24 protein-coding genes are annotated in these 25,382 nt (G+C 58.8%); 8 read left to right on the top strand and 16 right to left on the bottom strand.

Features of this window, described 5'->3' with window-relative positions:
* The 4 genes from E8M78_RS14280 to rpsU form a co-directional block, all read right to left on the bottom strand.
* A complete protein-coding gene (locus E8M78_RS14280; RefSeq protein WP_137135652.1) occupies positions 1-1,248 on the bottom strand; it encodes an FAD-binding oxidoreductase in 1,248 nt (415 codons plus the stop codon).
* Between the two features lie 330 nt (positions 1,249-1,578).
* A complete protein-coding gene (locus tag E8M78_RS14275; protein ID WP_137135651.1) occupies positions 1,579-3,057 on the bottom strand; it encodes a PbsX family transcriptional regulator in 1,479 nt (492 codons plus the stop codon).
* Between the two features lie 258 nt (positions 3,058-3,315).
* Positions 3,316-3,501 carry a hypothetical protein gene (locus E8M78_RS14270; protein WP_137135650.1) on the bottom strand — a complete coding sequence of 62 codons (186 nt, stop codon included), beginning with the start codon at positions 3,499-3,501 and terminating at the stop codon, positions 3,316-3,318.
* Positions 3,502-3,545: 44 nt separating this feature from the next.
* On the bottom strand, positions 3,546-3,779 hold the full coding sequence (gene rpsU, locus E8M78_RS14265) for a 30S ribosomal protein S21 (protein ID WP_137135649.1): 234 nt from the start codon (positions 3,777-3,779) through the stop codon (positions 3,546-3,548).
* Between the two features lie 318 nt (positions 3,780-4,097).
* On the opposite strand from rpsU, the gene E8M78_RS14260 reads away from it, so the two are divergent.
* Together E8M78_RS14260 and E8M78_RS14255 are read left to right on the top strand one after the other, a co-directional pair.
* Positions 4,098-5,531 carry an aldehyde dehydrogenase family protein gene (locus tag E8M78_RS14260; RefSeq protein WP_137135648.1) on the top strand — a complete coding sequence of 478 codons (1,434 nt, stop codon included), beginning with the start codon at positions 4,098-4,100 and terminating at the stop codon, positions 5,529-5,531.
* A 150-nt stretch (positions 5,532-5,681) separates the two neighbouring features.
* A complete protein-coding gene (locus E8M78_RS14255; RefSeq protein ID WP_137135647.1) occupies positions 5,682-5,957 on the top strand; it encodes a hypothetical protein in 276 nt (91 codons plus the stop codon).
* A 69-nt stretch (positions 5,958-6,026) separates the two neighbouring features.
* Here the strand turns inward: E8M78_RS14255 and E8M78_RS14250 are convergent, their stop codons facing one another.
* Entirely contained in the window at positions 6,027-7,778 is a 1,752-nt protein-coding gene (locus tag E8M78_RS14250) for an MFS transporter (protein WP_137135936.1), read from the bottom strand.
* Between the two features lie 1,545 nt (positions 7,779-9,323).
* On the opposite strand from E8M78_RS14250, the gene E8M78_RS14245 reads away from it, so the two are divergent.
* On the top strand, positions 9,324-10,145 hold the full coding sequence (locus tag E8M78_RS14245; protein ID WP_137135935.1) for a bifunctional allantoicase/(S)-ureidoglycine aminohydrolase: 822 nt from the start codon (positions 9,324-9,326) through the stop codon (positions 10,143-10,145).
* A 169-nt stretch (positions 10,146-10,314) separates the two neighbouring features.
* On the opposite strand, the gene E8M78_RS14240 is transcribed toward E8M78_RS14245, so the two are convergent.
* Positions 10,315-11,649, bottom strand: a complete 1,335-nt coding sequence (locus E8M78_RS14240) for an aspartate aminotransferase family protein (protein ID WP_137135646.1) — start codon at positions 11,647-11,649, stop codon at positions 10,315-10,317.
* A 156-nt stretch (positions 11,650-11,805) separates the two neighbouring features.
* Here E8M78_RS14240 and E8M78_RS14235 point away from each other — a divergent pair, with 156 nt between their 5' ends.
* The gene (locus E8M78_RS14235; RefSeq protein WP_137135645.1) at positions 11,806-12,354 is read left to right on the top strand and encodes a cupin domain-containing protein; all 549 of its coding nucleotides are present in this window, start codon (positions 11,806-11,808) and stop codon (positions 12,352-12,354) included.
* A 3-nt stretch (positions 12,355-12,357) separates the two neighbouring features.
* Here the strand turns inward: E8M78_RS14235 and E8M78_RS14230 are convergent, their stop codons facing one another.
* Complete coding sequence (locus tag E8M78_RS14230; protein WP_137135644.1) at positions 12,358-13,062, bottom strand: SDR family oxidoreductase; 705 nt, start codon at positions 13,060-13,062, stop codon at positions 12,358-12,360.
* Positions 13,063-13,149: 87 nt separating this feature from the next.
* The gene (gene prmB, locus E8M78_RS14225; RefSeq protein WP_137135643.1) at positions 13,150-14,067 is read right to left on the bottom strand and encodes a 50S ribosomal protein L3 N(5)-glutamine methyltransferase; all 918 of its coding nucleotides are present in this window, start codon (positions 14,065-14,067) and stop codon (positions 13,150-13,152) included.
* A 231-nt stretch (positions 14,068-14,298) separates the two neighbouring features.
* Here prmB and E8M78_RS14220 point away from each other — a divergent pair, with 231 nt between their 5' ends.
* Entirely contained in the window at positions 14,299-15,030 is a 732-nt protein-coding gene (locus E8M78_RS14220) for a pseudouridine synthase (RefSeq protein ID WP_246658343.1), read from the top strand.
* On the opposite strand, the gene greA is transcribed toward E8M78_RS14220, so the two are convergent.
* The 3 genes from greA to E8M78_RS14205 form a co-directional block, all read right to left on the bottom strand.
* Positions 15,027-15,524, bottom strand: a complete 498-nt coding sequence (greA, locus tag E8M78_RS14215) for a transcription elongation factor GreA (protein ID WP_137135641.1) — start codon at positions 15,522-15,524, stop codon at positions 15,027-15,029. The two genes, E8M78_RS14220 and greA, sit on opposite strands and share 4 nt — an antisense overlap.
* A gap of 143 nt (positions 15,525-15,667) precedes the next feature.
* Positions 15,668-16,348 carry an MmgE/PrpD family protein gene (locus E8M78_RS14210; protein WP_281405069.1) on the bottom strand — a complete coding sequence of 227 codons (681 nt, stop codon included), beginning with the start codon at positions 16,346-16,348 and terminating at the stop codon, positions 15,668-15,670.
* The gene (locus E8M78_RS14205) at positions 16,336-16,851 is read right to left on the bottom strand and encodes a DUF6428 family protein (RefSeq protein WP_137135639.1); all 516 of its coding nucleotides are present in this window, start codon (positions 16,849-16,851) and stop codon (positions 16,336-16,338) included. The genes E8M78_RS14210 and E8M78_RS14205 overlap by 13 nt, the downstream gene beginning before the upstream one ends.
* Positions 16,852-16,893: 42 nt before the next feature.
* Between E8M78_RS14205 and E8M78_RS14200 the strand changes: the two genes are divergently transcribed.
* A complete protein-coding gene (locus E8M78_RS14200; RefSeq protein WP_137135638.1) occupies positions 16,894-17,253 on the top strand; it encodes a metalloregulator ArsR/SmtB family transcription factor in 360 nt (119 codons plus the stop codon).
* Position 17,254: 1 nt separating this feature from the next.
* Positions 17,255-18,448 carry an arsenite efflux MFS transporter ArsK gene (gene arsK / locus E8M78_RS14195; protein WP_170973436.1) on the top strand — a complete coding sequence of 398 codons (1,194 nt, stop codon included), beginning with the start codon at positions 17,255-17,257 and terminating at the stop codon, positions 18,446-18,448.
* Between the two features lie 4 nt (positions 18,449-18,452).
* Here arsK and arsH read toward each other — a convergent pair whose 3' ends face one another.
* The 5 genes from arsH to E8M78_RS14170 all read right to left on the bottom strand — a co-directional run bounded on the left by arsH (position 18,453) and on the right by E8M78_RS14170 (position 21,590).
* Entirely contained in the window at positions 18,453-19,181 is a 729-nt protein-coding gene (arsH, locus tag E8M78_RS14190) for an arsenical resistance protein ArsH (protein WP_170973435.1), read from the bottom strand.
* Positions 19,156-19,581: an arsenate reductase (glutaredoxin) gene (gene arsC / locus E8M78_RS14185; RefSeq protein ID WP_137135636.1), complete on the bottom strand. Its 426-nt coding sequence runs from the start codon at positions 19,579-19,581 to the stop codon at positions 19,156-19,158. The genes arsH and arsC overlap by 26 nt, the downstream gene beginning before the upstream one ends.
* Positions 19,582-19,583: 2 nt before the next feature.
* Positions 19,584-20,642 carry an ACR3 family arsenite efflux transporter gene (arsB, locus tag E8M78_RS14180; RefSeq protein ID WP_137135635.1) on the bottom strand — a complete coding sequence of 353 codons (1,059 nt, stop codon included), beginning with the start codon at positions 20,640-20,642 and terminating at the stop codon, positions 19,584-19,586.
* On the bottom strand, positions 20,642-21,169 hold the full coding sequence (locus E8M78_RS14175; protein ID WP_137135634.1) for an arsenate reductase ArsC: 528 nt from the start codon (positions 21,167-21,169) through the stop codon (positions 20,642-20,644). Before E8M78_RS14175 ends, arsB begins: the two co-directional genes overlap by 1 nt.
* A 67-nt stretch (positions 21,170-21,236) precedes the next feature.
* Positions 21,237-21,590: a metalloregulator ArsR/SmtB family transcription factor gene (locus E8M78_RS14170; RefSeq protein WP_137135633.1), complete on the bottom strand. Its 354-nt coding sequence runs from the start codon at positions 21,588-21,590 to the stop codon at positions 21,237-21,239.
* Positions 21,591-21,952: 362 nt separating this feature from the next.
* Between E8M78_RS14170 and hsdR the strand changes: the two genes are divergently transcribed.
* Positions 21,953-25,360 (top strand): type I restriction-modification system endonuclease, encoded by a 3,408-nt coding sequence (gene hsdR / locus E8M78_RS14165; RefSeq protein ID WP_170973425.1) that lies wholly within the window; start codon positions 21,953-21,955, stop codon positions 25,358-25,360.
* Positions 25,361-25,382: the final 22 nt, after the last annotated feature.

Raw genomic sequence — 25,382 nt, 5'->3', positions numbered from 1 at the left:
TCAGATCGCAAACCGTTCTGGGCGATAGGCTGATGCATCCATGAAAGGCTTTTCGCCGCAAATGGCTTCCGCAATCAGGCGGCCCGTGACCGGCCCGAGTGTCAGGCCATGGTGGGAATGGCCAAAGGCGCACCACAGGCCATCATGGCGCGGCGCCTTGCCGATGATCGGCATCATGTCAGGCGTACAGGGGCGTGCTCCCATCCACGGTTCGCGGTCAAGCCGCTCGCCAAGGGGAAACACGGTGCGTGCCACCGCTTCGGCGCGCTCAAGCTGCACAGGCGTTTTGGGTGCGTCCCGAAGCGCAAATTCGGCGCCGGTCGTCAGCCTGATGCCCTGGTTCATGGGGGCGAGGAAATAGCCGCGCTCGGCATCCATGGTCCAGCCATTCAGAACCTTGTTGTCGCGTGTACCGTAATGCATGTGGTAGCCGCGCTTCACACCGACGATGAAACGATAGCCGAGCGGTGCCGTAACAGTATCAGACCAGGGACCGAGCGCGATGACGACGTCTTTCGCCTCGATTGCGCCTTCATCCGTCGTCACCCGCCAACCAGCGCCGGTGCGCACAAGCGTCGTGGCATCGCCGCGCACAAACCGACCGCCGAGCCTTTCCAGCAGTTTTACATAGGCCATGGTCAGCGCGTGCGGATCGAGCACGGACCAGGGTTCGACCCAGGTCAGGCCACCGACGAAGTCGTTTGAAAGATGCGGTTCCTTCTCCGCCAGTTGCTTGGCATCCAGCACCTTGAAATTCAGGTCGTATTCCCGCTTCAGCCGTTCGGCCTCACGGACTTCCGCATCCTGTTTGGCCTGTGTGCGAAACGCTTCTGTCCAGCCATCCTTCTTGATCAGATGCTCGCAATCCGCTTCACGGATCAGGGCGTCGTGTTCGGAGATGGAATGTTCGATGAGAGGCGCATAGGCCTTGGCAATCACCTGATGACGGCTGACATTCGAATTCCACCAGTATTTTGCCAGAAACCTCGCGACCGACGGAACGGCGCTCAGGTGGTAGTGGGCGTCGATCCGGTTGTTCAGCGCATAGCGCAGGATCATGCCGATCTGCTGTGGAAAGCCATAGGGAACGACGCCTTCGCGCTGAATGAGGCCGGCATTGCCATAGGAGGTTTCTTCACCGGGACCACGCCTGTCCACGAGAACAACGGATTTCCCCCGCTTCGCCAGGTGCACGGCGGTTGAAACGCCAATAATACCCGCACCCAGAACAATTGCATCTGCCGACATGAATGACTGTCTCACGCTGTATTGAATTCGTGGCTGAACATGCGTCCGTGCGGGATCGCTTGCAAACGAAAACTGCAAACGAGACATCAATCCCTGTTCTCGAATGGTGTACGGAACTTCTCACCAGACCTCTTGTTGGGTGGCATCAATATGAAGCACATTCTGTCCTCGGCCCTTGGGCCGGAACCCGTGCTAGGCAAGGCCAAACCGGGAAGCGGCGCACAATCCAAGCAGATGTAATCGGCTTTTACATCTCCGACCAGGCGTCCAGCCTGAACGGAATATAGCTTCTCCCGCATGTTGAGCGGGAGAAGATGTCCCTCAATCCATTCACATCTTGCCCGCTCCGGCGTTTGCCCGGACATAGTCCGGAACCTCTGCGGTGGGAAGTGGCGCATGGGCATAGCGATCAGGCTTCCAGCCGACATCTTCAGTTATGGGCTGCTTTGCATCCCGGTTCAGGGCAGCGGCGAAATCCGCCGGCTTGCCGTTAACAGTGGAACCGCTATCGAAGAAACGCGTGCCGCCCTGGATCGCGACCGCAGTCTCGGGACCGCCATTCTTGATCTCGAAGACATTGTTTTCCGAGTAGATGGCGGACTCCTTGCCAATGCCGAAGCCGCTTCGGAAGATCGGGTATTCGCCCTTGGCCTTCAAAGCCAGCGCATGCTTTTCTTCAAGATCCTTCGCGTCCTTGATTGGCAGGGCGGCGGTGCCAGTAAAATAGTTATTGTAGCTGTGCACTTTGCCGAAACGAACGCGTGGGCTTCGCTGACCGGCATTGTCGAACCAGTTTGCCCGGTAGGTGACGTTCAGCTTAGCCGCATCCGATACCCGGCTGTCACTGCCGCCGATCAGCGATGTCTTGTCATGCCCGCTGAAGCGGTTGTAGGTCAGGGTCACCAGATCGGCACCGTTGGTGATGTCTACCTGTCCGTCATGATGCTGGACCTTCTGTTCCGGCAGATTGTTGGGGAAGGGGTAGACTGGTGGGAAAAGATGGTCGGGCCGCTCGCCATCGGTGAAGGTGCAATGGTCGATCCAGATCCGCTTGCCGCCGCTGATCGAGATGTTGTCGTACTCCGAATTCCAGCGGCCGCCCGGGCATTGTTGCGGACCCTTGGCCGCATCCACATGCGTCTCCTGGCAGCCGGGATAGCTTGCATCGATCTTCCAGCTGTCGCCTGGATCCCAGGCTGGGAAATAGTCGAAGGCATCCTCGAATGTGATGTTGCGGATGATGACGTTTTCCGTACCGTCGCCAATAACGAGGCTTCCCTTGGTGATCCGGGCATCTTTGCCAAGGCCGATGAGCGTCGTGTTGGACGTCATCCTGATGACGACCCGCGCCTTCTGCCTGTCCGCAGACCGTTTGCGCGCTTCCTCGAGAGGGCCAGTCAGGTCGCGGATCGGTTTCTTCTTGTCATCCAGCCGCACATTCCATGTGGAGGGCGCGTAGGCCGTTCTATAGGCCTCGAAACTATAGCCCGGATCGGCATAGTCCTTTTCCAGCAATTCCCTGTTTTGATCATCGACCGACAGGTTGATCGTTCCGCTCACCTGAATGATTTTCGGTGTATTCGCCTCCCCACCCGCCTGCAGGGCCTTCAGCAATTCGGAGCGGTTTGTAACCGTGTAGACATGGCCATCTTTGGCATCAGCACCGCCCGACGTTCCTCCGGCCCATCCATCGTTGGCTGCCAGCGTTTGGCGCAGAGGGTCACCTTCAGCGGCTGCTTGTGGCAGCGGCATCACGAGAGTGGCGGCGATCAGCGCAGCGAGCCGATGTTTCAGGTCAAAGGATGTCATGATCGTCTCCTCCCCAACAATGAAGGGGCAATTCTTATATGATGTGCTGAGCAAGTCATATTACAAATTTTCGCGTATATGTTCTGGGAGGAGTTCGACACGGAAACGAGCAAAGCTGTGACGATGCGCACTTCCTTTTCTCGTCGCCATCGTCGACCCAAAAAAGGGCAGCCGTAGGCACGAATTAGCGCATCCGACCAAAGCGGAGAACGCAAAAAAAAGCGGCTCGTCCGCCGCTTCGTCTTTTTAGTAGCAGGGTTACCGCTTGGTCTTGATGGGTTGTGACGTTGCCTTCGCCATTCTCATGGCTCGAAGTTTCTCGGTCTTCTTTTCCCGCGCCATCGCCTCAGAGTCGATAATGGCCTTCGCCGCCCGGTCTGTCGCTTCCGCCCTGTCTCGCGGCGAAAGCTTGGCGGGGGGTAAAGTCGCTTCTTCCATGGACATTGGAACCTACCTTTCTCGTCAAACGGAATTGCAAAATCGTCCGATCAGCGGCCAACTGCTTTCTTAGGCGCCGGCAGAAGGCCTTCACGCTGCGCCTTTTTTCGAGCAAGCTTTCGCTGGCGGCGGATGGCTTCTGACTTCTCTCGTGCGCGCTTCTCCGACGGCTTTTCATAGGCGCTGCGCGCCTTGATTTCGCGGAAGATACCTTCACGTTGCATTTTCTTTTTCAAGACTCGGAGAGCCTGATCGACATTGTTATCTCGGACTAGAACCTGCAAAACATCTCCTTATGCATTGTGACCGTTCAAACCTTGCAGCCTGTGACCGGTGCTATGCTGATGGTATCAAGATCGCCGCGCGGCAATTGAGGTTTACATGTGCCTACATCGCATGTCGTCGAGCGACGATGTCACAACTTATGTAGGGCGCGCTCGAAAACCTTCAATCCTGACAGGACAAGCGGGCTGAACCGATGTTTAAAGCAGCTTATCATATTTATTTGACTGAGATATATGATAAGTGGGGGTCGATAATGATCCTGCGGCTGCCGGATCGTGGAATTACTGCTAAAAGCACCTAGCGAAAGGGAGGCATTCATGACCATCCATCAAAATCTCATTGCCGGTGAATGGGTCGGCACACAAGGTTCGGAAAACATCAATCCGTCCGATACCAAGAACGTCGTCGGCGTTTATGCACAGGCCTCGGCTGACGATGCCAAGGCAGCTATTGCCGCAGCGAAAGCCGCATTCCCGGCCTGGTCCCGTTCCGGCATTCTGGAACGACACGCGATTTTGAAAAAGACGGCGGATGAGATCCTCGCCCGCAAGGACGAACTCGGACGCCTCCTCTCGCAGGAAGAAGGCAAGACCCTGCCGGAAGGCATTGGCGAGACCATCCGTGCCGCGCAGATCTTCGATTTCTTTGCCGGTGAAACCCTGCGTCTGGCAGGCGAAGTGCTTCCATCTGCGCGCCCGAACATTGGCGTCGAGATTACCCGCGAGCCGCTGGGGCCAATCGGCATCATCACGCCGTGGAACTTCCCGATTGCCATTCCCGCCTGGAAGATTGCCCCGGCCCTTGCCTATGGCAATACGGTAGTCTTCAAGCCCGCGGATCTGGTTCCCGGTTGCTCCTGGGCCATCGTCGACATTCTCCATCGCGCAGGCCTGCCGAAGGGCGTGCTGAACCTGGTGATGGGACGCGGTTCGGTTGTTGGCCAGGCCATGCTGGATAGCCCAGACCTTGCGGGCATCACGTTCACCGGCTCCACCGGCACCGGCAAGCGCGTGGCGCTGTCCTCCATCGAGCATAACCGCAAGTTTCAGTTGGAAATGGGCGGCAAGAATCCGATGGTGGTTCTGGATGACGCAGATCTCGGCGTCGCTGTCGAAGCTGCTGCCAATTCCGGATTCTTCTCCACTGGCCAGCGCTGCACCGCCTCTTCGCGCCTCATCGTGACAGAGGGCATACACGACAAGTTCGTGGCTGCTCTGACGGAGCGCCTGAGCAAGCTGAACGTCGATCACGCATTGAAGGATGGAACGCATATTGGCCCGGTGGTCGATGAAAAGCAGCTCCAGCAGGATTGCGATTACATCGAAATCGGCAAGCAGGAGGGCGCAAGGCTCGCCTTCGGTGGAGAGCGTATCGAACGCGATACCCCCGGCTTCTACCTGCAGCCGACACTGTTCACCGAAGCAACCAACCAGATGCGCATCTCCCGCGAAGAGATTTTTGGGCCTGTTGCCGCCGTCATTCGCGTCAAAGACTACGAGGAAGCCTTGGCGGTTGCCAATGATACGCCATTCGGCCTGTCTGCCGGCATTGCCACAACAAGCCTGAAGCATGCCACCCACTTCAAGCGCAATTCGGAAGCCGGCATGGTCATGGTCAACCTTCCGACCGCTGGCGTCGATTTCCATGTGCCGTTCGGTGGCCGCAAGGCTTCCTCCTTCGGCCCGCGCGAGCAGGGCAAATACGCGGCGGAATTCTTCACCGTCGTCAAGACCGCTTACACGCTGGCTTAATTCAATTCACCAGGTCAACGATCAAGCCGACGGGGTCTCTCCGTCGGCTTTTTCATGATGAATGGGTTGCGGCTTCCCTCACAACTCTTTTGCAAGACTTAGGCGCACTTTCAGTTTATGAAGGCGAACCAATTGTTTAGGGGGAGAGCGATGGCAGATATTCTAGTTTCGCAACTGACAGATCCGTTTCGCATCGGGATGATGTTCTTCCTGCTCGTCACGGCTATCCGCACGCGCGATACGGTGGGCATGAAGGCGCCTCTGGCCATGGGCGTGGTTTTCGTTGCGATCCTGCTGCCCATGACCACGGCGGCCAGCGCAGAGGTTGCGCGTTTCACGTCCATCGGCCTTGGCATCGTTTCCAATGCCATGATTCTTGGCGTGTTTCTGCTTGGTTGGTTTTTCTGGGAAAGGCGGAAAAGCTGATCTTGCAATAAAAAAACAGGCTGGCGGTGAGGCCAGCCTGTCGCTTTCCTTCGAGAGGAACCGTTTGGATTACTGTGCGTCGTCCGCAAAGATATCCTTCTTGTGGGTATTGCCCGGAACCAGCAGTGCACCGATGACAACCGTCGCACCAGCGATGATGATCGGGTACCACAGACCGCCATAGACGTTACCCGTCTGCGCAGAGATCGCGAAGGCTGTTGCAGGCATCAGGCCGCCGAACCAGCCGTTACCGATGTGGTATGGCAGGGAGAGACCGGAATAGCGGATGCGGGTCGGGAAGAGTTCGACCAGCATGGCTGCAATAGGGGCATAGACCATCGTCACCAGAATGATGAGGTAGGTCAGGATCAATACAACCGTCAGCTTTTGACCGCTGAAGATATCGAAGAAGTGGGCAGCCTTGATGACGGTCGTGTTCTTGTCGGCGGAAGCCGGGTATCCGGCAGCCGTCAGGGCTTCATTGACAGACTTCGTGAAGGCGGCCGGAGCCGTCTTGGCAGCATCGCCTGCAAGCTTGGTCGCGTCATAGGACGGGATGACCGTGTTACCGATCTTGACCTGTGCAACCGTTGTCGCCGGATCCTGCACCGAGGTGTAGTTGACCGAAGAACGGGCAAGCGTCGACTTGGCGATATCGCAAGAGGACGTGAACTTCGCTGTGCCAACCGGGTTGAACTGGAACGAGCAGTCACCCGGTGCAGCCGTGACGGTTACGACAGTCTGATGTGCGGCATGGAGTGCCGGGTTGGCAACCTGGGTCAGCAGCGGGAACACAAACTTGTAAGTCAGCGCTGCAATCAGGCAGCCTGCAAGAATGATTGGCTTGCGGCCGATCTTGTCCGACAGCGAACCAAAGAACAGGAAGCCACCGGTACCCAGGATCAGCGACCAGGCAACCATGACGTTTGCCGTGAAGCTGTCAACCTTGATGACGTTCTGCAGGAAGAACAGCGCATAGAACTGGCCGGAGTACCAGACAACAGCCTGACCTGCGACGAGACCGAACAGCGCGATGAGAGCGAATTTGCCGTTCTTCCAGGTGCCGAATGCTTCACGCAGCGGCGCCTTGGAGGCAGCACCCTCTTCCTTCATCTTCTTGAAGGCAGGGGATTCGTTCATCTGCAGGCGGATGTAAAGCGAAATCAGCAGCAGAACGATCGAGCCAAGGAACGGGATGCGCCAGCCCCAGAGATCGAAGGCCTTGATCATGCGTGGCGTGCCATCCGGGTTCATGACGGCAGCACCGGCTGCATCGAGAACCGCAGTGGGAGCCCAGTTGGCGTTGACATAGCTCTGCACAGCCAGAATGACCACGAGCGACAGCAGAAGGCCAAGCGTCGCGGTCGTCTGGATGAAGGCCGTAAAATAACCGCGCTGGTTGGAGGGGGCGTGTTCGGCCACGTACACCGCAGCACCGCCATATTCACCGCCGAGCGCCAGACCCTGAAGCATGCGAAGCACGATCAGGATGATCGGCGCAGCTGCGCCCCAGCTGTTGTAGCTGGGAAGAAGGCCAACGAGGAAGGTGGAGAAGCCCATGATGAGAATGGTCATCAGGAAGGTGTACTTACGGCCAACGAGGTCGCCGAGCGCACCAAACACCAGAGCGCCGAACGGACGCACGATGAAGCCGGCAGCAAAGGCCAGAAGCGCAAACACGTTTCGCGTGGCTTCCGGGAATGCGGTAAAGTACTGGGCGCCGATGATGGCTGCCAGTGAACCATAGAGATAAAAGTCGTACCACTCGAAGATTGTACCGGCAGAGGAGGCCATGATGACCTTCTTTTCCTCTGCGGTCATAGGCCGTGACCGGTCCCTCGCATTCATCTCGATTGCTGCCATGTATTCCTCCTCCTTTTGTCCGGCCTTCCGACCGGAAAATGTCTTTCAACATCCATCGCGATCGCTACCTCCGTAGCTTTCGCTTGCCCCGAGTGCGGCCCTCTACCGCCTCAAGGCTATCTCGTTCCGCCTTGGCGGCACGCCCTCTAATTGCCCCGCGGTCCGGATGTCCGGACCAAAGCTTGCGCTATGTCTTTATCATCGTCAGAACGATGACCTGGGATCTTGAAGCTAACACAGCCCCGAGGACTGAATCAGAACGACTTTGGTCTAAGAGAATAGATAATGCAGAAAAAAGATTGAATAAAAACATAATATACAACCTGCAATAAATGATTCTTGCATGCTGCATCTGCTCACTGCTTGGATCGAAGCATAAGTTGCGCTGAGTGAATAGACAGCTTGAAAAGGTCAAATGTTCAATAAAGAGAATGGCGTGGAAACGGGTACATGAAACCTTCCTGTGTTGTGCACTGCGATTGGAGTGTGGCTGATGAAAAGCGGTGGATGACAGTTGCCGCTCGCAATGGAGCCAACTGGCTGATCTCTGGGCCTCAAAAAGTTGGACAGACAGCCTCCCTCTTCGATCGAGTCGCTGCAAAAAATGAGGGAGATGGCTGCATATTCTTCGGTTTCGACTTTCCGATCGGTGTTCCGAGAACCTATGGCGAAAGGACCGGTTTCAGGAATTTTCGCGATTTGCTTCATGTGCTTGGTCACGATGAATGGTCGGACTGGTTTCGCCCTGCTGATAAGCCTTCAGAGATTTCGCTGAAGCGTCCCTTCTATCCGGCACGCTCTGGCGGCACACTTCAGGCACATCTGTTCGAGGGGCTGGGTATCAGGAAGGAGGGTCTGCTGCGTCTGTGTGAGCAGCCGTTTCCTGGGCGTTCGCCACCCTCCATGCTGTTCTGGACCATGGGTGCATCGCAAGTGGGCAAGGCGGCGATTGCCGGGTGGCGAGAACTGATCCAGCCATTCCGTCAACGGATCGGGATCTGGCCCTTCGATGGTGGCCTGGCGGATCTATTTCGCGCCCGACAGATAGTCGTCGCAGAAAGCTATCCGGCAGATGCCTATGCGAAAATCGGCATTCCACGGATGCCACGCTGGAGCAAGGGACGGCAGGAGGATCGGCAGCGGTTTGCCCCCATCATCCGGCAATGGCTGGACGCGAGACCCGATCTGCAACCGGATGGCAGCCTTCTCGAAATGATCGACGATGGCTTCGGCAGCGATCCCAGCGGCGAAGATCGCTTCGACGCGCTGATGGGCCTGCTTCCAATGCTCGAGATCGTTGAGGGAAGACACACCGAAGGGGTGCCGGATCTGGCGGGTTGCCGCGATTGGGAAGGCTGGATCCTCGGACGCAGGTTGACAGCACCAGATCACGAAGCGCCCGTGAGTTCGCGATTTATTTCGACTTCGCTTGCAGATAAGACAGAAGGAATTGGTGCCGCTGCGTGTGATCAGAGCAGGGCATCTGCCGACGGAGACATGGGCATGACATCAGGACGATACTATTCCAACATGGGCGGGCTTCCGGGACAGACGGAGCTTTTGTCGAGCAAGGCAACCTTCAAGACCGCCTACGCCGTTATTCCAAAGCGGGTCATGTCGGATATCGTCACCAGCGTGCTGCCCCATTGGGATGCAACGCGTGCCTGGATCATTGCGCGACCGATGACCGGTTTTTCCGAGACCTTCGCGCAATACATCATGGAAGTGGCCCCCGGTGGGGGCAGCGAGAGGCCGGAACCGAACCCGGCAGCTCAGGCCGCGATCTTCGTTGTCGAAGGCGAAATGACCATTACGCTGGAAGGCAAGGCGCACGAACTGCGCGAAGGCTCCTTTGCCTATCTGCCGGCAGGTTCCAAGTGGAGCCTGAAGAACAACGGCGAGGGCCTCGCCAAATTCCATTGGGTGCGCAAGAGGTTTCAGGTCGTGGACGGGTTGGAGCTACCGCCCGCCATCTTCAGTCATGAGGATGACCACCAGCTTTCGGCCATGCCGGATACCGATGGCAAATGGGCGACCACCCGCTTCATCGATCCCGCTGACGTGCGCTACGACATGCACCTGAATATCGTGACCTTCCAGCCGGGCGCGCTCATTCCATTCATGGAAACGCACGTCATGGAGCACGGTCTCTATGTCCTGGAAGGCAAGGCCGTCTATCGTCTGAACGATGACTGGGTGGAAGTCGAGGCGGGAGATTTCATGTGGTTGCGCGCCTTTTGCCCGCAGGCCTGCTATGCCGGTGGACCGGGGCGCTTCCGGTATCTGCTCTATAAGGACGTGAACCGTCACGTCGATCTGTGGTAGACCTAAGCATTTCCAGGAAAAGTGTCAGCGGTTTTCCGTCCGGAAATGCGACCAGCTGATAAACAGTGCCCCCAGTGAGCAATTCACCGGGGGCATTTTTTCTTGTCAGGCGACACGCTTCACAGAATTGTCGGGTCGCGTGTCGTAGCCGTAAAACCGCTGCACACTTTTACGCGACACGCTTCAGAGCATCGCCGATCATGGAGACGATCGTCTCGATCTGCTCCTTCTCGATGATCAGCGGCGGCGAGAGAGCAATGACATCGCCCGTGACACGGATCAGCAGGCCCTTCTTGAAGCAATCCACGAACACGTCATAGGCGCGTGTCCCCGGTGCACCCTCGCGCGGGTTCAACTCGATGGCGCCGACGAGGCCGAGATTGCGCACGTCCACCACATGTGGATGGCCCTTCAGGCTGTGCAGTGCCTCCTGCCAGGTCTCTGCCAGACCGGCAGCGCGCGTCAGAAGGTTTTCTTCCGCATAGATTTCCAGTGTCGCAATGCCTGCGGCGCTGGCCACCGGATGGCCGGAATAGGTATAGCCGTGGAACAGCTCGATGGCATTCTCCGGTCCGTTCATCAGCCCGTCATAGATCTTGCGGCTGGCAAATACGGCACCCATCGGGATCGCACCATTGGTCAGGCCCTTTGCCGTGGTGACGAGATCCGGCACGACGCCGAAATAGTCGGTGGCAAAAGGCGTGCCGAGACGGCCGAAACCGGTGATGACTTCATCGAAAATCAGCAAGATGCCGTATTTCTGCGAGATCGCACGGATGCGCTCCAGATAGCCCTTCGGCGGCAGAATGACACCCGCCGAGCCAGACATCGGCTCGACGATGACGGCGGCAATGGTTTCCGGGCCGTGCAATTGGACCAGACGCTCCAGATCTTCCGCCAGTTCAATACCGTGCGCAGGCAGACCCTTGGAGAAGGCATTGCGCTCGATATCCAGCGTATGGCGCATGTGGTCGGCTGGGATCTGCGGGAATACGCGACGATTGTTGACAAGGCCGCCGACGGAAATGCCGCCGAAGCCGACGCCGTGATAACCCTTCTCGCGACCGATGATGCGGCTGCGCGTACCTTGGCCGATGGCGCGCTGATATGCGATGGCGATCTTCAACGCCGTATCGACGGATTCGGAGCCGGAGCCGGTGAAGAAGACGCGGTCGAGTTCAGCTGCAACGCCACCTGGCGCGATTTTTCCGAGCTTTTCGGCAAAATCGAACGCAATAGGATGCCCCATCTGGAAAGTTGGTGCAAAATCCAGCGTGCGCAACTGGCGTTCCACGGCATCGGCGATGCGCTTGCGACCATGGCCGGCGTTGACGCACCAGAGGCCCGCCGTGCCGTCCAGCACCGTATTGCCATCGACATCGGTGTAATACATGCCCTCGGCGCTGGCGAGCAGACGCGGTGCCGCCTTGAACTGCCGGTTGGCCGTGAACGGCATCCAGAAGTTTTCCAGCGTCGGCGTGTTGGATGGCTTGGTATAGTCCATGGCGGTTCGGCTCCTTCTGCACAGCATGTCACGCTGGTGTGAGCGATTTTAGAGATGCCAACAAGTCCTTTTCTCTCAATCTGTAAGCTATTGATTTGAAAAGGCGGAAGTGACAGGATTTGCGATATTTTCAACATCCGAAACAGCGGGTCTATCATGTCAGTCGATGTGGGTAACCGTCTTCGCCATCTGCGCATGGCCCATAAGCTTTCACAGCGGGAGTTGGCCAAGCGCGCGGGCGTAACAAACTCCACCATATCGTTGATCGAATCCAACGCCTCCAATCCGTCCGTTGGGGCGCTGAAGCGCATTCTCGATGGCATTCCCATCGGGCTCGCAGAATTCTTTGCCTTCGAACCGGAGAAGCCGAAAAAGGCCTTTTATGCAGCAGAAGAGCTTGTCGAGATCGGCAAGGGCAAGATCTCCTATCGCCAGATCGGCGATAATCTGTTTGGCCGCAGTTTGCAGATCCTGAAGGAGTGCTATCAGCCGGGTGCAGATACGGGCAAGGTGCCGCTTGTTCACGAAGGAGAGGAGGGCGGTATCGTGCTGTCCGGTCGGCTCGAGGTGACGGTGGATGAAGAGCGCCGGATCCTTGGCCCCGGCGATGCCTATTATTTCGAAAGCCGCAGACCGCATCGTTTCCGTTGTGTCGGCCCTGTTCCCTGCGAGGTCATCAGCGCCTGCACGCCGCCAACATTTTAAGGCTTACACGGAGCGCATCAGCCCGCCATCCACCTTCAGGCTCTGGCCGGTGATATAGCCCGCACCTTCGGAAACAAGGAAGGAGATGGTTGCCGCGATTTCCTCCATTGTGCCGTAGCGCTTCATTGGCACGCTTTCACGCCGCTCCTCTGTGCCGGGAAGGCTGTCGATCCAGCCGGGCAAAACATTGTTCATGCGCACATTGTCGATGGCATAGGTATCGGCAAACAGTTTCGTATAGGCCGCAAGCCCCGCACGGAACACGGCAGAAGTAGGGAACATGGGCGATGGCTCGAACACCCAGGCGGTCGAGATGTTGACGATGGCGCCAGCCTTTTGCGTCTGCATGATGGGAGCCACCAGCCGTACCGGACGAATGACGTTCATCAGGTAAACATCCATGCCCGTATGCCACTGCTCGTCCGTGATATCCAGAATTTGCGCACGCGGTCCATGGCCGGCGGAATTCACGAGGGCATCGATCCGGCCCCACTTCTCCATGGCACCATCGACCAGCCGCCTGAGATCGTCGTTCGATTGGTTGGAGCCGGTCACGCCAATACCGCCAAGTTCTGTGGCCAGTGCTTCTCCCTTGCCGGAGGAAGAAAGGATGGCAACCTTGTAGCCATCGGCGGCAAGCCGCCTTGCGGCTGCCGCGCCCATGCCACTGCCGCCCGCCGTAATGAGTGCCACTTTCGTCTCAGACATGATCTCTGCCTCCTGAAGCTTAGGAGGCAGAGATATCACCGAAGGGAGCGACTGCAAGGGCGTTTCCGACTGGCGGACGTTAGAAGCTTATTTGATGCCGAGCCGTTCCGCCGTGATCCAGAACACGGCATCCTGGGATTCTGCCGTCTCCAGCCAGGTGAATTCCAGATGCGGAAATTCCTCTTCCAGAATTTCGCGACCGGAACCGATTTCGCACAGGAGGCCACCCTCTGGCGTCAGATATTTGGGTGCCTCGCGGAGGATTTCTCGAACGAGATCAAGGCCGTCTTCTCCGCCATCATGCGCCATACGCGGCTCGGCCTGATATTCCGGTGGGTAGCCGGCAAGCGCCTCGTGATCCACATAGGGCGGATTGGTGATGATAAGATCGTAGCGCTTTCCAGCAAGCGGCTTGAAGAGATCACCTTGGTGAAGCGTGACCTGTCCCTCCACCTCGTGCTCGGCGACGTTGAGCTTGGCGACTTCCAGCGCATCGGCTGACAGGTCAACCGCGTCGACCTCCGCCTGCGGGAAGAACTTTGCCATGATCACGGCAAGACAGCCGGAACCGGTGCAGATGTCGACGGCACTCTCCACCATCATCGGGTCTGGCAACCAGTTGGAGCCGTGAGGGTTCGTGTATTCCGCAAACAGGATTTCGCCGATATGCGAGCGAGGAACGATGACCCGCTCGTCCACATGAAAGCGCACACCCTGAATGTAGGAGTGACCGGTGATGTAGGAGGACGGCTTACGGGTGGAAACGCGCGTCTCGATACGTTCCGCCAGAAGCTTGCGCTCGTGGGGAAGAAGCCTTGCATCCAGAAACGGGTCCAGCGTATCGATCGGCAGGTCGAGCGAATCGAGCAGCAGGAAGGCAGCGTCATCGCCCGCATTGCCGGTGCCGTGACCATAGGCCAGATCTGCCGCGTTGAAGCGCGAAATGGCATAACGCCAGTAGTCGCGCAGCGTTACGAGTTCCTGAGTGATAAGGTCAGTGTTCAAGATCGTCTCACTTCCTGACTTGGGTTTTCGCAGTTCTAGGTTATGGCACTTATGGAATATGGTCGTGCAAAACTGCCCTCGCTGTAGAATGGTGCGTGCGGCTGGTCAACAGAGTGAAGAACAACGGTGAGAAACAGAAATGCGCGCGGTCAGCGGCCGCCAGCCCGGTCTGCGGGACGGGCGTCGGGCCAAGCCGGTAAGCCGAAACTCAAGCCCGCTCCAAAGGCGGCTGTGGGCAAGCGCGTGACCTTGGCGCGTGCGCTTTCCAAGCTTGGCTTCTGCTCGCGCACGCAAGGGGAAGACCTGGTGCGGGCTGGCCGCGTTTCCCTTGATGGAAATATTACGACAGACGTCGAAACCTGGGTGGACCTCGACCGGTCCCGCATCACTGTGGATGGCCGACCGGTCGTGGCAGAAGAACAGGTCTATCTGATGCTTAACAAACCGCGGGGCCTTGTTACCACCCGTCACGATCCGCAGGGTCGGGCAACGGTCTATGATTGCCTGAAACATCTGCCGGATCGGCATGTTTCGCCTGTCGGACGTCTGGACAAGGCGAGCGAAGGCCTGTTGCTCTTCACCAACGACACGCGATTTGCCGATGCGCTGCTTGATCCCAGAACGCATGTTTCGAAAACTTACCATGTACAGATCGACGGGCCTGCAGATGACATGCTCCTTGAAGGCTTGCGAGCCGGAGTGGTGCATGACGGAGAAAGACTGAGCGCCAGACGCGTGGACGTCTTGCGGCAGGGCGAGAAAAACGCCTGGCTGGAAATCGTGCTGGACGAGGGCAAGAACCGGCAGATCCGCCGAATGCTGGAGGCCCACCATGTCGAATGTCTTCGGCTTGTCCGTGTGGCGATTGGCAATCTACCGCTTGGAGATCTGGCAAAAGGTGAAAGCCGCAACTTAACGGACGCTGAAGTCCTCGCACTCAAGCGGCTTTCTGGCGGAAGTTAAGACACGTTTTGAATGGCGATGGAAAGCAGTTCCAGTTCCTGCCCGCCCGCCATGACGACATCGCCCACGCGTTTTCCCACAAGTTGCCTTGCAACGGGCGATACGTAAGAAATGCTGCCTGCCTTGGGGTCGGCTTCATCTTCCCCCACGATCCGGTAGGTCTGAACCCTGCCGTCTTCCCGTGAGAAGGTGACGGTGTGGCCGAAAGCGACCACCTCGGTATCTGTCGGGTCCGGTACGATCTGGGCCGTTCTTACCCGTTCCGTCAGATAGCGCAGGTCACGCAGCGGTCCGGCAGCCTGTCGTCTTCTTTCGTTGATGTCGTCGATTGCGCTGGAAGCCTGGTAGGCCTCTCGCGCCTCCTCCAGCTGCCGCGTCAGTTGCTCCAGTCCAGCCTCGGTCACAAGGTTTGGATGCGGCGATATGGGGCGGTCAGGCAACAGGGTTTCCGCTGCCGTTTCTGCACTCTCTTCTTTTACGAAGGCCACACTCATGACGGACTCTTTCTTCTGGATCAGACGTCTGGCTCTACAGCGCGGCGCGTTCGATTGCTGGATCGTTCGTACACTGAACAGGCAGAGAAGGGAATGTCATGCGCCTCAAGCAGGCTTTGCCGGAGGGGATTGCCAGTCGATGATCAGGAACTGTCGCGGCCGGTAAGAAGGCCGTCAGTGATCGCCTTCACGCTGTCCTCAGAGCAAAGTCTCTTGACGCTCGCGTAAGCCATTTCTGTGTCCTGCCGCCCTGACCAACGCAAGCAATCTTCAAATTTTGCAAGCTTCTGCGCGTCTGTCAGCGGCCTTTGAATAGCTCCGTTGGCGTGAAGTCGTTCGGTCGACAACCCGCGGCCGTCCTTTAACGTGCGGCCGTCCTTTAACGTAATGTGGACGTGATGCGGCAGGCGCTCGACCCCGCGCTCGCCTTCAGCGCTATACGAAGTCATGTTGATCTTCGCCATAAGAACACGCAGTTCGGGCCTTGCAGCGGCCTGTGGTGTGAAATCACGAAGGGACAGCCCGATGTCCGTCAATGCAACGGCAAGGCAATATTGCACCGAAAATCTGGCCTGCATTTCATTGGACGGATCGGGGTAGGCGAGATTGTCGACCGCTGAGCGTCCGACTTTCGTTTCGATCTTTGAACCTGAGGCCATACTGGTGGCGAGGCTCATGGCGTTTGCTATTTGTGCCTCATCGAGCCCTAAGAGAACTGCCGCACCTGCGGCGGCTCCGATACAGCCAATTGTCGAGGTTCCATGCCAGCCGCTCCCCGCGTGGCGTTCGGGAGCGCACCAGATTGCGCGGCTCAAGGACAACACTTCGACGAAGTGCTCGCTGATCCGCAGCAGGACGATTTGGCCTGCTCCTCAGTCAACCACCGATCCCGCGGCTTGCAGCTTGCTGGTCGAGCGGCAAGAGACACCTCGAACGTGCCGGAGACGAGCTTCGGTGCGGATGCGCAGTAGAGGGCCATCGGCCGCTCTCCGTCGCTAACCTCGAACGTGAGTTTTGCCGTCGGCTCGAGCTGCACATGGTCGGAGACTTTGCGGATGATCGCGGCAAACTTGCCGGCCGGCATGTGTGTGCGGCCATCCTCGTCGATATCCCAGAGCTGCACGAAGATCTCTGCCCAGGCTTCCGGGTTAGCCCCGCAGTCGAGCGCCGAAAACATCCCGGCCTTGACCTCGGTAACGTGATAGCCGGGCCGGACGTAATTGCCGTCATAGCTGAAAACCAACGGCGCATCCGGTGCCACCGCAAGCATATCGAGGAGGTGGCCGAGACTGATGTCGGTCGAAACGGTCTTGTCCATAGCGTTCATATGCGTTATTCCTTTATCTAATAGTTCAAGGATTATTGAAATATGGACGAACGTCAAGCCCTTTCCGCATTCGCAGCGCTCTCTCAGGAGACGCGCCTTGCCATAGTCCGGGCGCTGGTTGTGGCCGGGCCAGAGGGACTGGCTGCAGGCGTGATCGCCGAGCGTATGGGCGTCTCCGCCACGAATGTCTCCTTCCATCTGAAGGAACTGGAGCGGTCGGGATTGATCACCCAGAGAAGGGAATCCCGCTCGATCATCTACAGCGCCAGCTACGAGGCGCTTGCCGATCTCGTGAAATTCCTGATGGAAGACTGCTGCGCCGGCCATCCGACGATCAGGGAGAACGTTGAGCGTGCCGACGACTGCTGCAGCCCGGTCGGCAAGGGAGGCGTCGTTGCATAGTTTGAAAATCCCGGCCGGTGTCGTCTCGGCCCTCGGCCTGACGCAGATCATCGGTTATGGCACGCTCTACTACAGCTTCAGCATCCTGGCCCCCGGCATGGCGGCGGATCTCGGCTTATCGCTGGCAGAGGTGTTTGGAGTATTCTCCGTGTCCCTGTTCATCGGTGGCCTGTCGGCGACCTATATCGGCAAGCAGATGGACCGAATTGGCGCCGCCACGATCATGACCATCGGCTCGGCCCTCGCAGCGCTGACGCTCGCCCTTTGCGCCTGGTCGCCCTCGATCGCGATCTTCGCCATCGCCATCATCCTGCTCGAAGTGTCGTCCGGCATGGTCCAGTATCAGGCGGCATTCGCAGCGCTGGTCGAGAGCGACCCCCGCACAGCCTCCCGAAGCATCACCTATCTGACGCTGATCGGCGGCTTTGCCTCGACGATCTTCTGGCCGATCTCGGCCACGCTCACCGGGTATTTGTCCTGGCGGGAGATCTATCTCGCCTTTGCGGCGCTGAACCTCTTCCTCTGCATGCCGCTGCACTTCTGGATCCGAAGCCTTGGGAAGAAGGCCGGGACTGAGACGATCCGGACACGCGAGACGGTGATCGGCGCGATCCCGCCGCACGCCCGGCGCCGCGCGATGGTGATCGTCTCCTTTGCCTTCGCGCTCCTCGGCTTCACGCTCGCCGCGATCCTTGCCCATATGGTGCCGATGCTCGGCTCGATTGGGCTGGGCGCTGCAGCCGTTGTGGTCGGCTCGTTGTTCGGCCCGGCGCAGGTTCTGAGCCGCCTGGTTAACATGGTCTTTGGGAAGAACCTGTCGCCGCCTGGACTTGCCGTCCTGTCGGCGGTGCTGATCGTCTTCGGCGTCCTGATCCTGCTGATCGCGGGCGACTGGCTGCCGGGGGCTGTCGCATTCGCGATCTTTCTGGGACTGGGTTCCGGTATCAACAGCATCGCACAGGGGAGCCTGCCGCTCTATCTGTTCGGATCTGATGGATATGGTGCGATCACTGGCAAGATGGCGGCCGCCCGCCTGGCGGTCGGGGCTGGCGCGCCCTTCGTGTTCGCCGCCGCCACGCAGAGTATTGGGCTCAGCATGTCGCTCGCCGCGAATGCCCTCCTTGGCGCGATCAGTATCGCGGCATTCGTCACGGTGGCGGTTTCCTGTCGGCAACCCGCCACCGTCAAGGCATGATCCGTCAGATCGACTTGAGCGGAACCCGTTTCTCCAACTCGGCGGCTTCTTCCTTCCGCTCGCTATAGCGCTCGGTCAGATAATCGGAGGCGTCACGGGTGAGGATTGTGAACTTCACCAATTCCTCACAGACATCGACGACGCGGTCGTAGTAAGAGGACGGCTTCATTCGGCCATTAGAGTCGAATTCCTGAAACGCTTTCGCCACGCTGCTCTGGTTGGGGATGGTGATCATCCGCATCCAGCGGCCGAGGATGCGCAATTGGTTCACGGCATTGAAGGACTGGCTGCCGCCGGAAACCTCCATCACCGCAAGAGTCTTGCCTTGGGTGGGGCGGACGGAGCCGACCGAAAGCGGAATCCAGTCGATCTGGGCCTTCATAATCCCGGTCATGGCGCCGTGGCGTTCCGGGCTGATCCACACCTGGCCTTCCGACCATTGAGAGAGGTCGCGGAGTTCCTGAACCTTCGGATGGCTGACCGGTGCCTCGTCCGGGAGCGGCAATCCGGCCGGATCGAATATGCGCACCTCGCATCCGAGGCGCTCGAGAAGGCGACGGACTTCGAAAGCTAGAAGGCGACTGTATGACACTTCCCGGAGCGATCCATAGAGAATCAGGATCCGTGGCTTGTGGGTGGAGAACGCCGGGCGAAGGGACTCTGGCGAGATCGGCTGAAGATGGTCGTCGTGCAGTGCGGGAAATGTCTCAGACAATGCGCTTTCCTTCCTGATCGAGGACCTGTTCGCCGTCCTCCTTCGTGAACGGTCCCTTGAAGGCGTCCGCCGGCAAGATGTCGAGCACGACTTCCGAAGGGCGAGCAAGCCTGGTACCGAGCGGCGTGACGACGAGCGGTCGGTTGATCAGGATCGGGGTGGCGATCATCGCGTCCAGCAACTGGTCATCGGTCAGGGCTGGATTGTCGAGGCCGAGTTCCGCATAGGGCGTGCCCTTCTCACGGATCGCTTCGCGGACAGTCAGGCCGGCATCTGCGATCATCTTCGAGAGCTGCTCGCGCGAGGGCGGGTCTTGCAGGTATTCGATGACGGTGGGTTCGATCCCGGCGGCGCGGATCAGCGCCAGCGTATTGCGAGACGTGCCGCAGGCGGGATTGTGGTAGATGGTGGCGTCCATGGTCAGGGCCTTTCGATGATGGTGTTGCGGGAAACGGCGGGCGCTGCCTCGTACCAACCCTTGGAGCGGTTCACGATCCAGACGACTGACAGCATCACCGGCACCTCGATCAGGACACCGACGACGGTGGCGAGTGCCGCGCCCGACTGAAATCCGAAGAGGCTGATGGCTGCGGCAACCGCGAGCTCGAAGAAGTTGCTTGCACCGATGAGGGCGGACGGCCCCGCGACGCAATGGCGCTCTCCCGACATCCGGTTGAGGAGGTAGGCAAGACCGGAGTTGAAATAGACCTGGATCAGGATCGGAACCGCGAGCAGAGCAATGATGGTTGGCTGAGCGATGATCTGCTCACCCTGGAATGCAAATAGAAGCACAAGGGTGGCAAGCAGCGCGACGAGCGATATCGGCTGCAGCTTCGCAAGCAGGCGATCGAGTGCTCGCGTGGTCCCGTCGGCGGTTAGGTGGCTCCGGAGAACCTGAGCGATGATAACGGGAACCACAATGTAGAGCGCGACCGACAGGGCAAGCGTCGCCCATGGCACGGTGATGGCCGAGAGACCCAGCAGCAAGCCGACGATCGGCGCAAAGGCAACCACCATGATCGCGTCGTTCAAAGCGACCTGCGACAGGGTGAACAGCGGCTCGCCTCGCGTTAGGTTTGACCAGACGAAAACCATGGCCGTGCAGGGTGCTGCGGCAAGGATGATCAGGCCTGCGATGTAGGAGTCGATCTGATCCGCTGGCAGATAGGGCCGGAAAAGCCAGCCGACGAACAGCCATCCAAGCAGAGCCATCGAGAATGGCTTGATCGCCCAGTTGATGATCAGCGTGACACCGATGCCGCGCCAGTAGGAGCCGACCTGCGTGAGCGACCGGAAATCGATCTTCAGCAGCATCGGAATGATCATCAGCCAGATCAGGATGGCGACTGGGATGTTGACCTTGGCGATCTCGGCGCCGCCGATGATCTGAAAGACGCCGGGCATCAAATGGCCGAGGGCAACGCCGACGGCGATGCAGAGAAAGACCCAGATGGTCAGGTATCGTTCGAAGGTGGACATCAGGCTGACTTTCCTTGAGGTGACGTCGAACCCTCCATCGCGCCGATCTGGCGGAGCTTTGTCTCCAGCGCCAACCGATCGATGGACGCCAGCGGCAGGTTCACGAATGCGAGGATACGGTTCTTGAGGAAGCGGGCGGCCTGCGCGAAGGCGCGCTGGACCTCAACTTCAGTTCCGACAACGGCGGCGGGATCCTCGACGCCCCAATGAGCGGTCATCGGATGGCCAATCCATACAGGGCAGGCTTCACCGGCTGCACTGTCGCAGACGGTGAAGATGAAATCCATCTCCGGTGCGCCCGGCGCGGCGAACACATCCCAACTCTTCGACGAGAACCCCGTCGATGGATAGCCGAGCGTTTCCAATTCCTTCAGCGCGTGCGGATTGACTTCGCCCTTCGGTTGGCTGCCGGCAGAATAGGCTTTGAACCGGCCGCTGCCCTCTTTGTTGAGGATGGACTCGGCGAGAATAGAGCGAGCGGAATTGCCCGTGCAGAGGAACAGCACGTTATAGGTCTTGTCAGTCATTGTCGTGGTCCGTGTAAGTCGGTGGATTCTTGCTGTTCGAGTTACCTGCCCGCGATAGTAGGCTGGTTCAACATGACCTGACCTCCGAAACGCAGCATGGTGTCAGTTCTGCAATCAAAGGCTCACAAAGTTCGGAGGTGCCGCCGCAACAGTCCTTGAGCAGGAACAGCATGAGTTCACGAAGGCCGTCGAGATCAGCGCGATAGATAATCGATCGGCTCTGCCGTTCACTCTTCAGGAGACCAGCACGCGAGAGGGTCGCGAGGTGCGCGGACATCGTATTCTGCGGGACATCGAGCATTCGCGCCAGTTCTCCAGCAGGGATGCCTTCTGGTTCATGACGCACGAGCAGACGGAACGTCTCAAGCCGCGTAGTCTGAGCCAAGGCCGCGAGGGCCGATATCGCATCTGTTTTTTCCATATATCCAGATTAATGGATGCGTTCTAGAAGTCAACCCTTTGCACCAATCAAGATTGGCTCCTGGGAGGTTTCGATCCGAATCCGGGACAAGCCCGCGTTGAACCAAAACTCGCGGAGACGAATGAACATCTGCGTCTCTCCAAACGAGGCTACTCCCCAACACGCTCGATGCGACGAACTTTGCACCAATAGCGTCTTTGGATAAGACGCGTCTGGGAAGAGTATTGGCTTGATGTCCCGGAAATAATTTCCGCAGATCGGTGACCTTCTTCATCGACTGGTTGCCACAACTCTAGTTTGCCAGCTTCGGCAACCTATGGCATGTTCGGCCAAAGAGCATTGCAAAGCATCTGGGTGGGGCGTTGTCTGCGAATTTCGATCATCTGAAGGAACTCAGTCCTGAGCTCCATCGTCTTGGTGTGCTTGCGGAACGGTTTTTCTCCGAAGATGCCAACACCTCACTGATCAAGAGCCGCCAGTTCGGCGAATACATGGTCAAGGAGATTGCAGCGCTTTCTGGTGCCTACGATCCTGCCGCACGCGACACAACAAATGACCTGCTTCGCAGGCTTTCGGCACAGCAGGTGCTGCCGCGGGAGGTCGCCAATATTTTCCATGCGATTCGTACACGCGGCAATAGTGCCGCTCATAGCCTGGCCGGATCGCCTGCTGAAGCGCTGGCTGCCCTGAAGTTCTGCAGTGCTTTGGCCACCTGGTATCGCCGTACCTATGGGCGTGATCCGAACTTCAAGCCGGGTCCATTCGTACCTCCAAAGGCCTCGGCCGATACCGATCAGGCAACGCAAGCTGAGCTTGCCGCCCTGCGTCTCCAAGTTCGTGAGACGGAGGCGAGGTTAGCAGTCGCCCATGCCTCTGCCGAAGAGCTCGCCAAGGCCCGCGCCGCTGCCGAAGAGCTTGCCCGCCAGGCTTCAGCAGATAGTGCCGTCTGGGAGCAGGCCGCCGTCCAGATGGAGGCCAATCAGGCGGCCCTTGCCCGCAAGCTGGCCGAACTGCAGAAGGCAGCCGAGGCCCAGCCCGAGCAGTTGCAGATGGAGTTCAAGCAAGCGGGCCTTAAGGCCGCGAGCCGCCTGGAGCTGGATGAACGCCAGACGCGGCGGCTGATCGACGTACAGCTCGTCGATGCCGGATGGGAAGCTGATAGCGATAACCTCTCTTTCCAGAAAGGCGCTCGACCGGAGGAAGGCCGCAATCTCGCTATTGCCGAATGGCCCGCCGAAGGCGGTCGGGCGGATTACGTCCTCTTCGTTGGCCTCACTTGCGTCGGCGCCATCGAGGCCAAGCGCGAAAGCGTCGACGTGCCGTCTACTCTGCAGCAGGCCGAGCGCTATGCCCGCACCATGTTGCTCGACCCCGAAAACGCGCATCCGCACGGCCTTTGGAAACACGGCCTGGATGACCCCTTCCGCGTGCCTTTTGTCTTTGCGACCAATGGCCGGCCCTATGTGCGCCAGTGGGTGACAAAATCCGGCATCTGGTACCGGGATGTCAGGCGCGAGACCAACCACGCCGTCCCGATGACGAGCTGGTTCTCGCCAAAGGATCTCCTCGACAAGCTGACCACCGATGTGGATACCGCCGCCCAGGGTCTGGCCGAAGAAAGTTTCGGCAAGGGACGCATGCGCCCCTATCAGGAAGAGGCGATCGCGGCGATCGAGACTGCGGTCACCGCTGGCCAGCGCGACGTCCTCATCTCCATGGCGACCGGCACGGGCAAGACGCGCACGGCAATCGCGCTGATGTATCGCCTGCTGAAGCACAAGCGCTTTCGCCGCATCCTCTTCCTCGTCGACCGCAAGGCGCTCGGCCGCCAGACAAGCGATGCGCTCGAAACGACCGAGATCGAGGGCATGCTGAACTTCGCCCAGATCTACAAGGTTGCCGGACTGGAGCAAAAGCTGCCGGAGGATGAAGACCAGGTGCAGGTCGCGACCGTCCAGTCGCTGATCGCCCGCATCCTCAACGAGCCGGACCCGGCGAAGCGTCCGACGCCTGGCACCTTCGACTGCATCATCGTGGACGAAGCCCATCGCGGCTACACGCTGGATGCGGAGCTGCGCGAAAGCGATATCGGCTTTCGCAACATCGATGACTACCAGTCGGCCTATCGCCAGATTCTTGATTACTTTGACGCCGTGAAGGTGGCATTGACGGCCACACCCGCGCTCCACACCCGCGAGATTTTTGGTCACCCCGTCTTCCATTATGGCTATCGTCAGGCCGTGGTTGAAGGCTATCTCAACGATCACCTGCCGCCGAAGCGCATCACCACGGCGCTTTCGGAAGCCGGCATTCATTTCCAGGGTGGCGAGGAGGTCGAGATCATCGACCGCAAGACAGGCCAGATCGATCTCTTCGAGCTGCCCGACGAAGTCTCGCTCGATTACGACCTCGCCGACTTCAACAAGCGCGTTTATTCTGAATCCTTTAACCGCATCGTCTGCCGCGCCATCGCCACCGAGATCCCGCCGTCGAAACCCGGAAAGACGCTGATCTTCGCCGCCCGCGATGCCCATGCCAATGACATCGTGAAACTCCTCATCGAGGAACTGCAGGAGGAATACGGCGCGGAAAACGTGCCCCATGGCATGGTGACGAAGATCACCGGCACGGTCGACAAGGCCGATGACCTGATCCTGAAGTTCAAGAACGACCCCTATCCGAAATATGTCGTAACCGTCGATCTGCTCACCACGGGCGTCGACGTGCCCTCCATCTGCAATCTCGTCTTCGTCCGTAGGGTCAAGAGCCGCATTCTCTACGACCAGATGATCGGCCGCGCCACGCGGCTCTGCCCGGAGATTGGCAAGGAGCATTTCCGCATCTTCGATGCCGTCGATCTCTACGCCGAGCTGCAGGAAATGAGCGATATGCGCCCGGTCGTCGTGAAGCCGGATTTATCGCTCGGCCAGCTCGTGGCAGACCTGCAGAAGGCGGAAACGCAAGAGGACAAAAGCTGGGTTGCGGCCCAGGTCGTGGTGCGCATGCGCAGCCTTGTGAAGCGCATGGATGCCGAGACCCGCGAGAGTTTCGAGCGCCACACGGGCGAAAGCCCCGACATGGCGCTGCAGCACCTTTCCACCGGCTCCGGTGCCGAGTTGCAAGCATGGCTGGCCGCTCATCCACGCGCCGTCGAACTGCTGGAACGCCGCCCGCTGCGGACTGACAAGAATGATGGCGTGGTCATCTCCACCCATGAAGACGAGCTGCTGCGCATCGAGGAGATTTTTGGCAAGAACACGACGCCGGAGGATTACATCACCGGCTTCGAACGTTTCGTGCGCGAGAACATGAACCAGGTCCCGGCGCTGATTGCCGTCACCCAGCGCCCGCGTGATTTGACCCGCAAGGAGCTGTCGGAACTGGCGGGCCTTCTCGACGAGAAGAACTATTCCGAAGCCATGCTGCGCGCCGCTTATGGTCGCGCCCGCAATGCCGATATCGCCGCCCATATCATCGGCTTCGTCCGTCAGGCAGCCCTAGGCGATCCGTTGATCCCCTATGCCACCCGCGTCGACAGCGCGATCGTCAAGATTGAAGCCTCCAGACCTTGGACGCAAAAGCAGAAGGAATGGCTGCGCCGCATCGGTCGTGCCTTGAAGGACAAGCCGGTGGCCGATCCGACCCTGCTCGACCAGGGCGCCTTTGCCGACAAGGGCGGCTTCAAGCGCATCGCGCAGGAGTTCGACGGCGAGCTCGATGAGGTGCTGCATGCCTTCAACGAGGCGATCTGGGCCCCGCCCGCCGCGTGACCCTCAAGGCCGTCGTTGACCA

Origin of the sequence: Rhizobium sp. FKY42 (assembly GCF_005222835.1) — a bacterium.
Taxonomy (GTDB): Bacteria; Pseudomonadota; Alphaproteobacteria; order Rhizobiales; family Rhizobiaceae; genus Neorhizobium.
The sequence above is the reverse complement of the archived record's forward strand: the minus strand, read 5'-3'. Positions and strand labels throughout refer to the sequence as shown.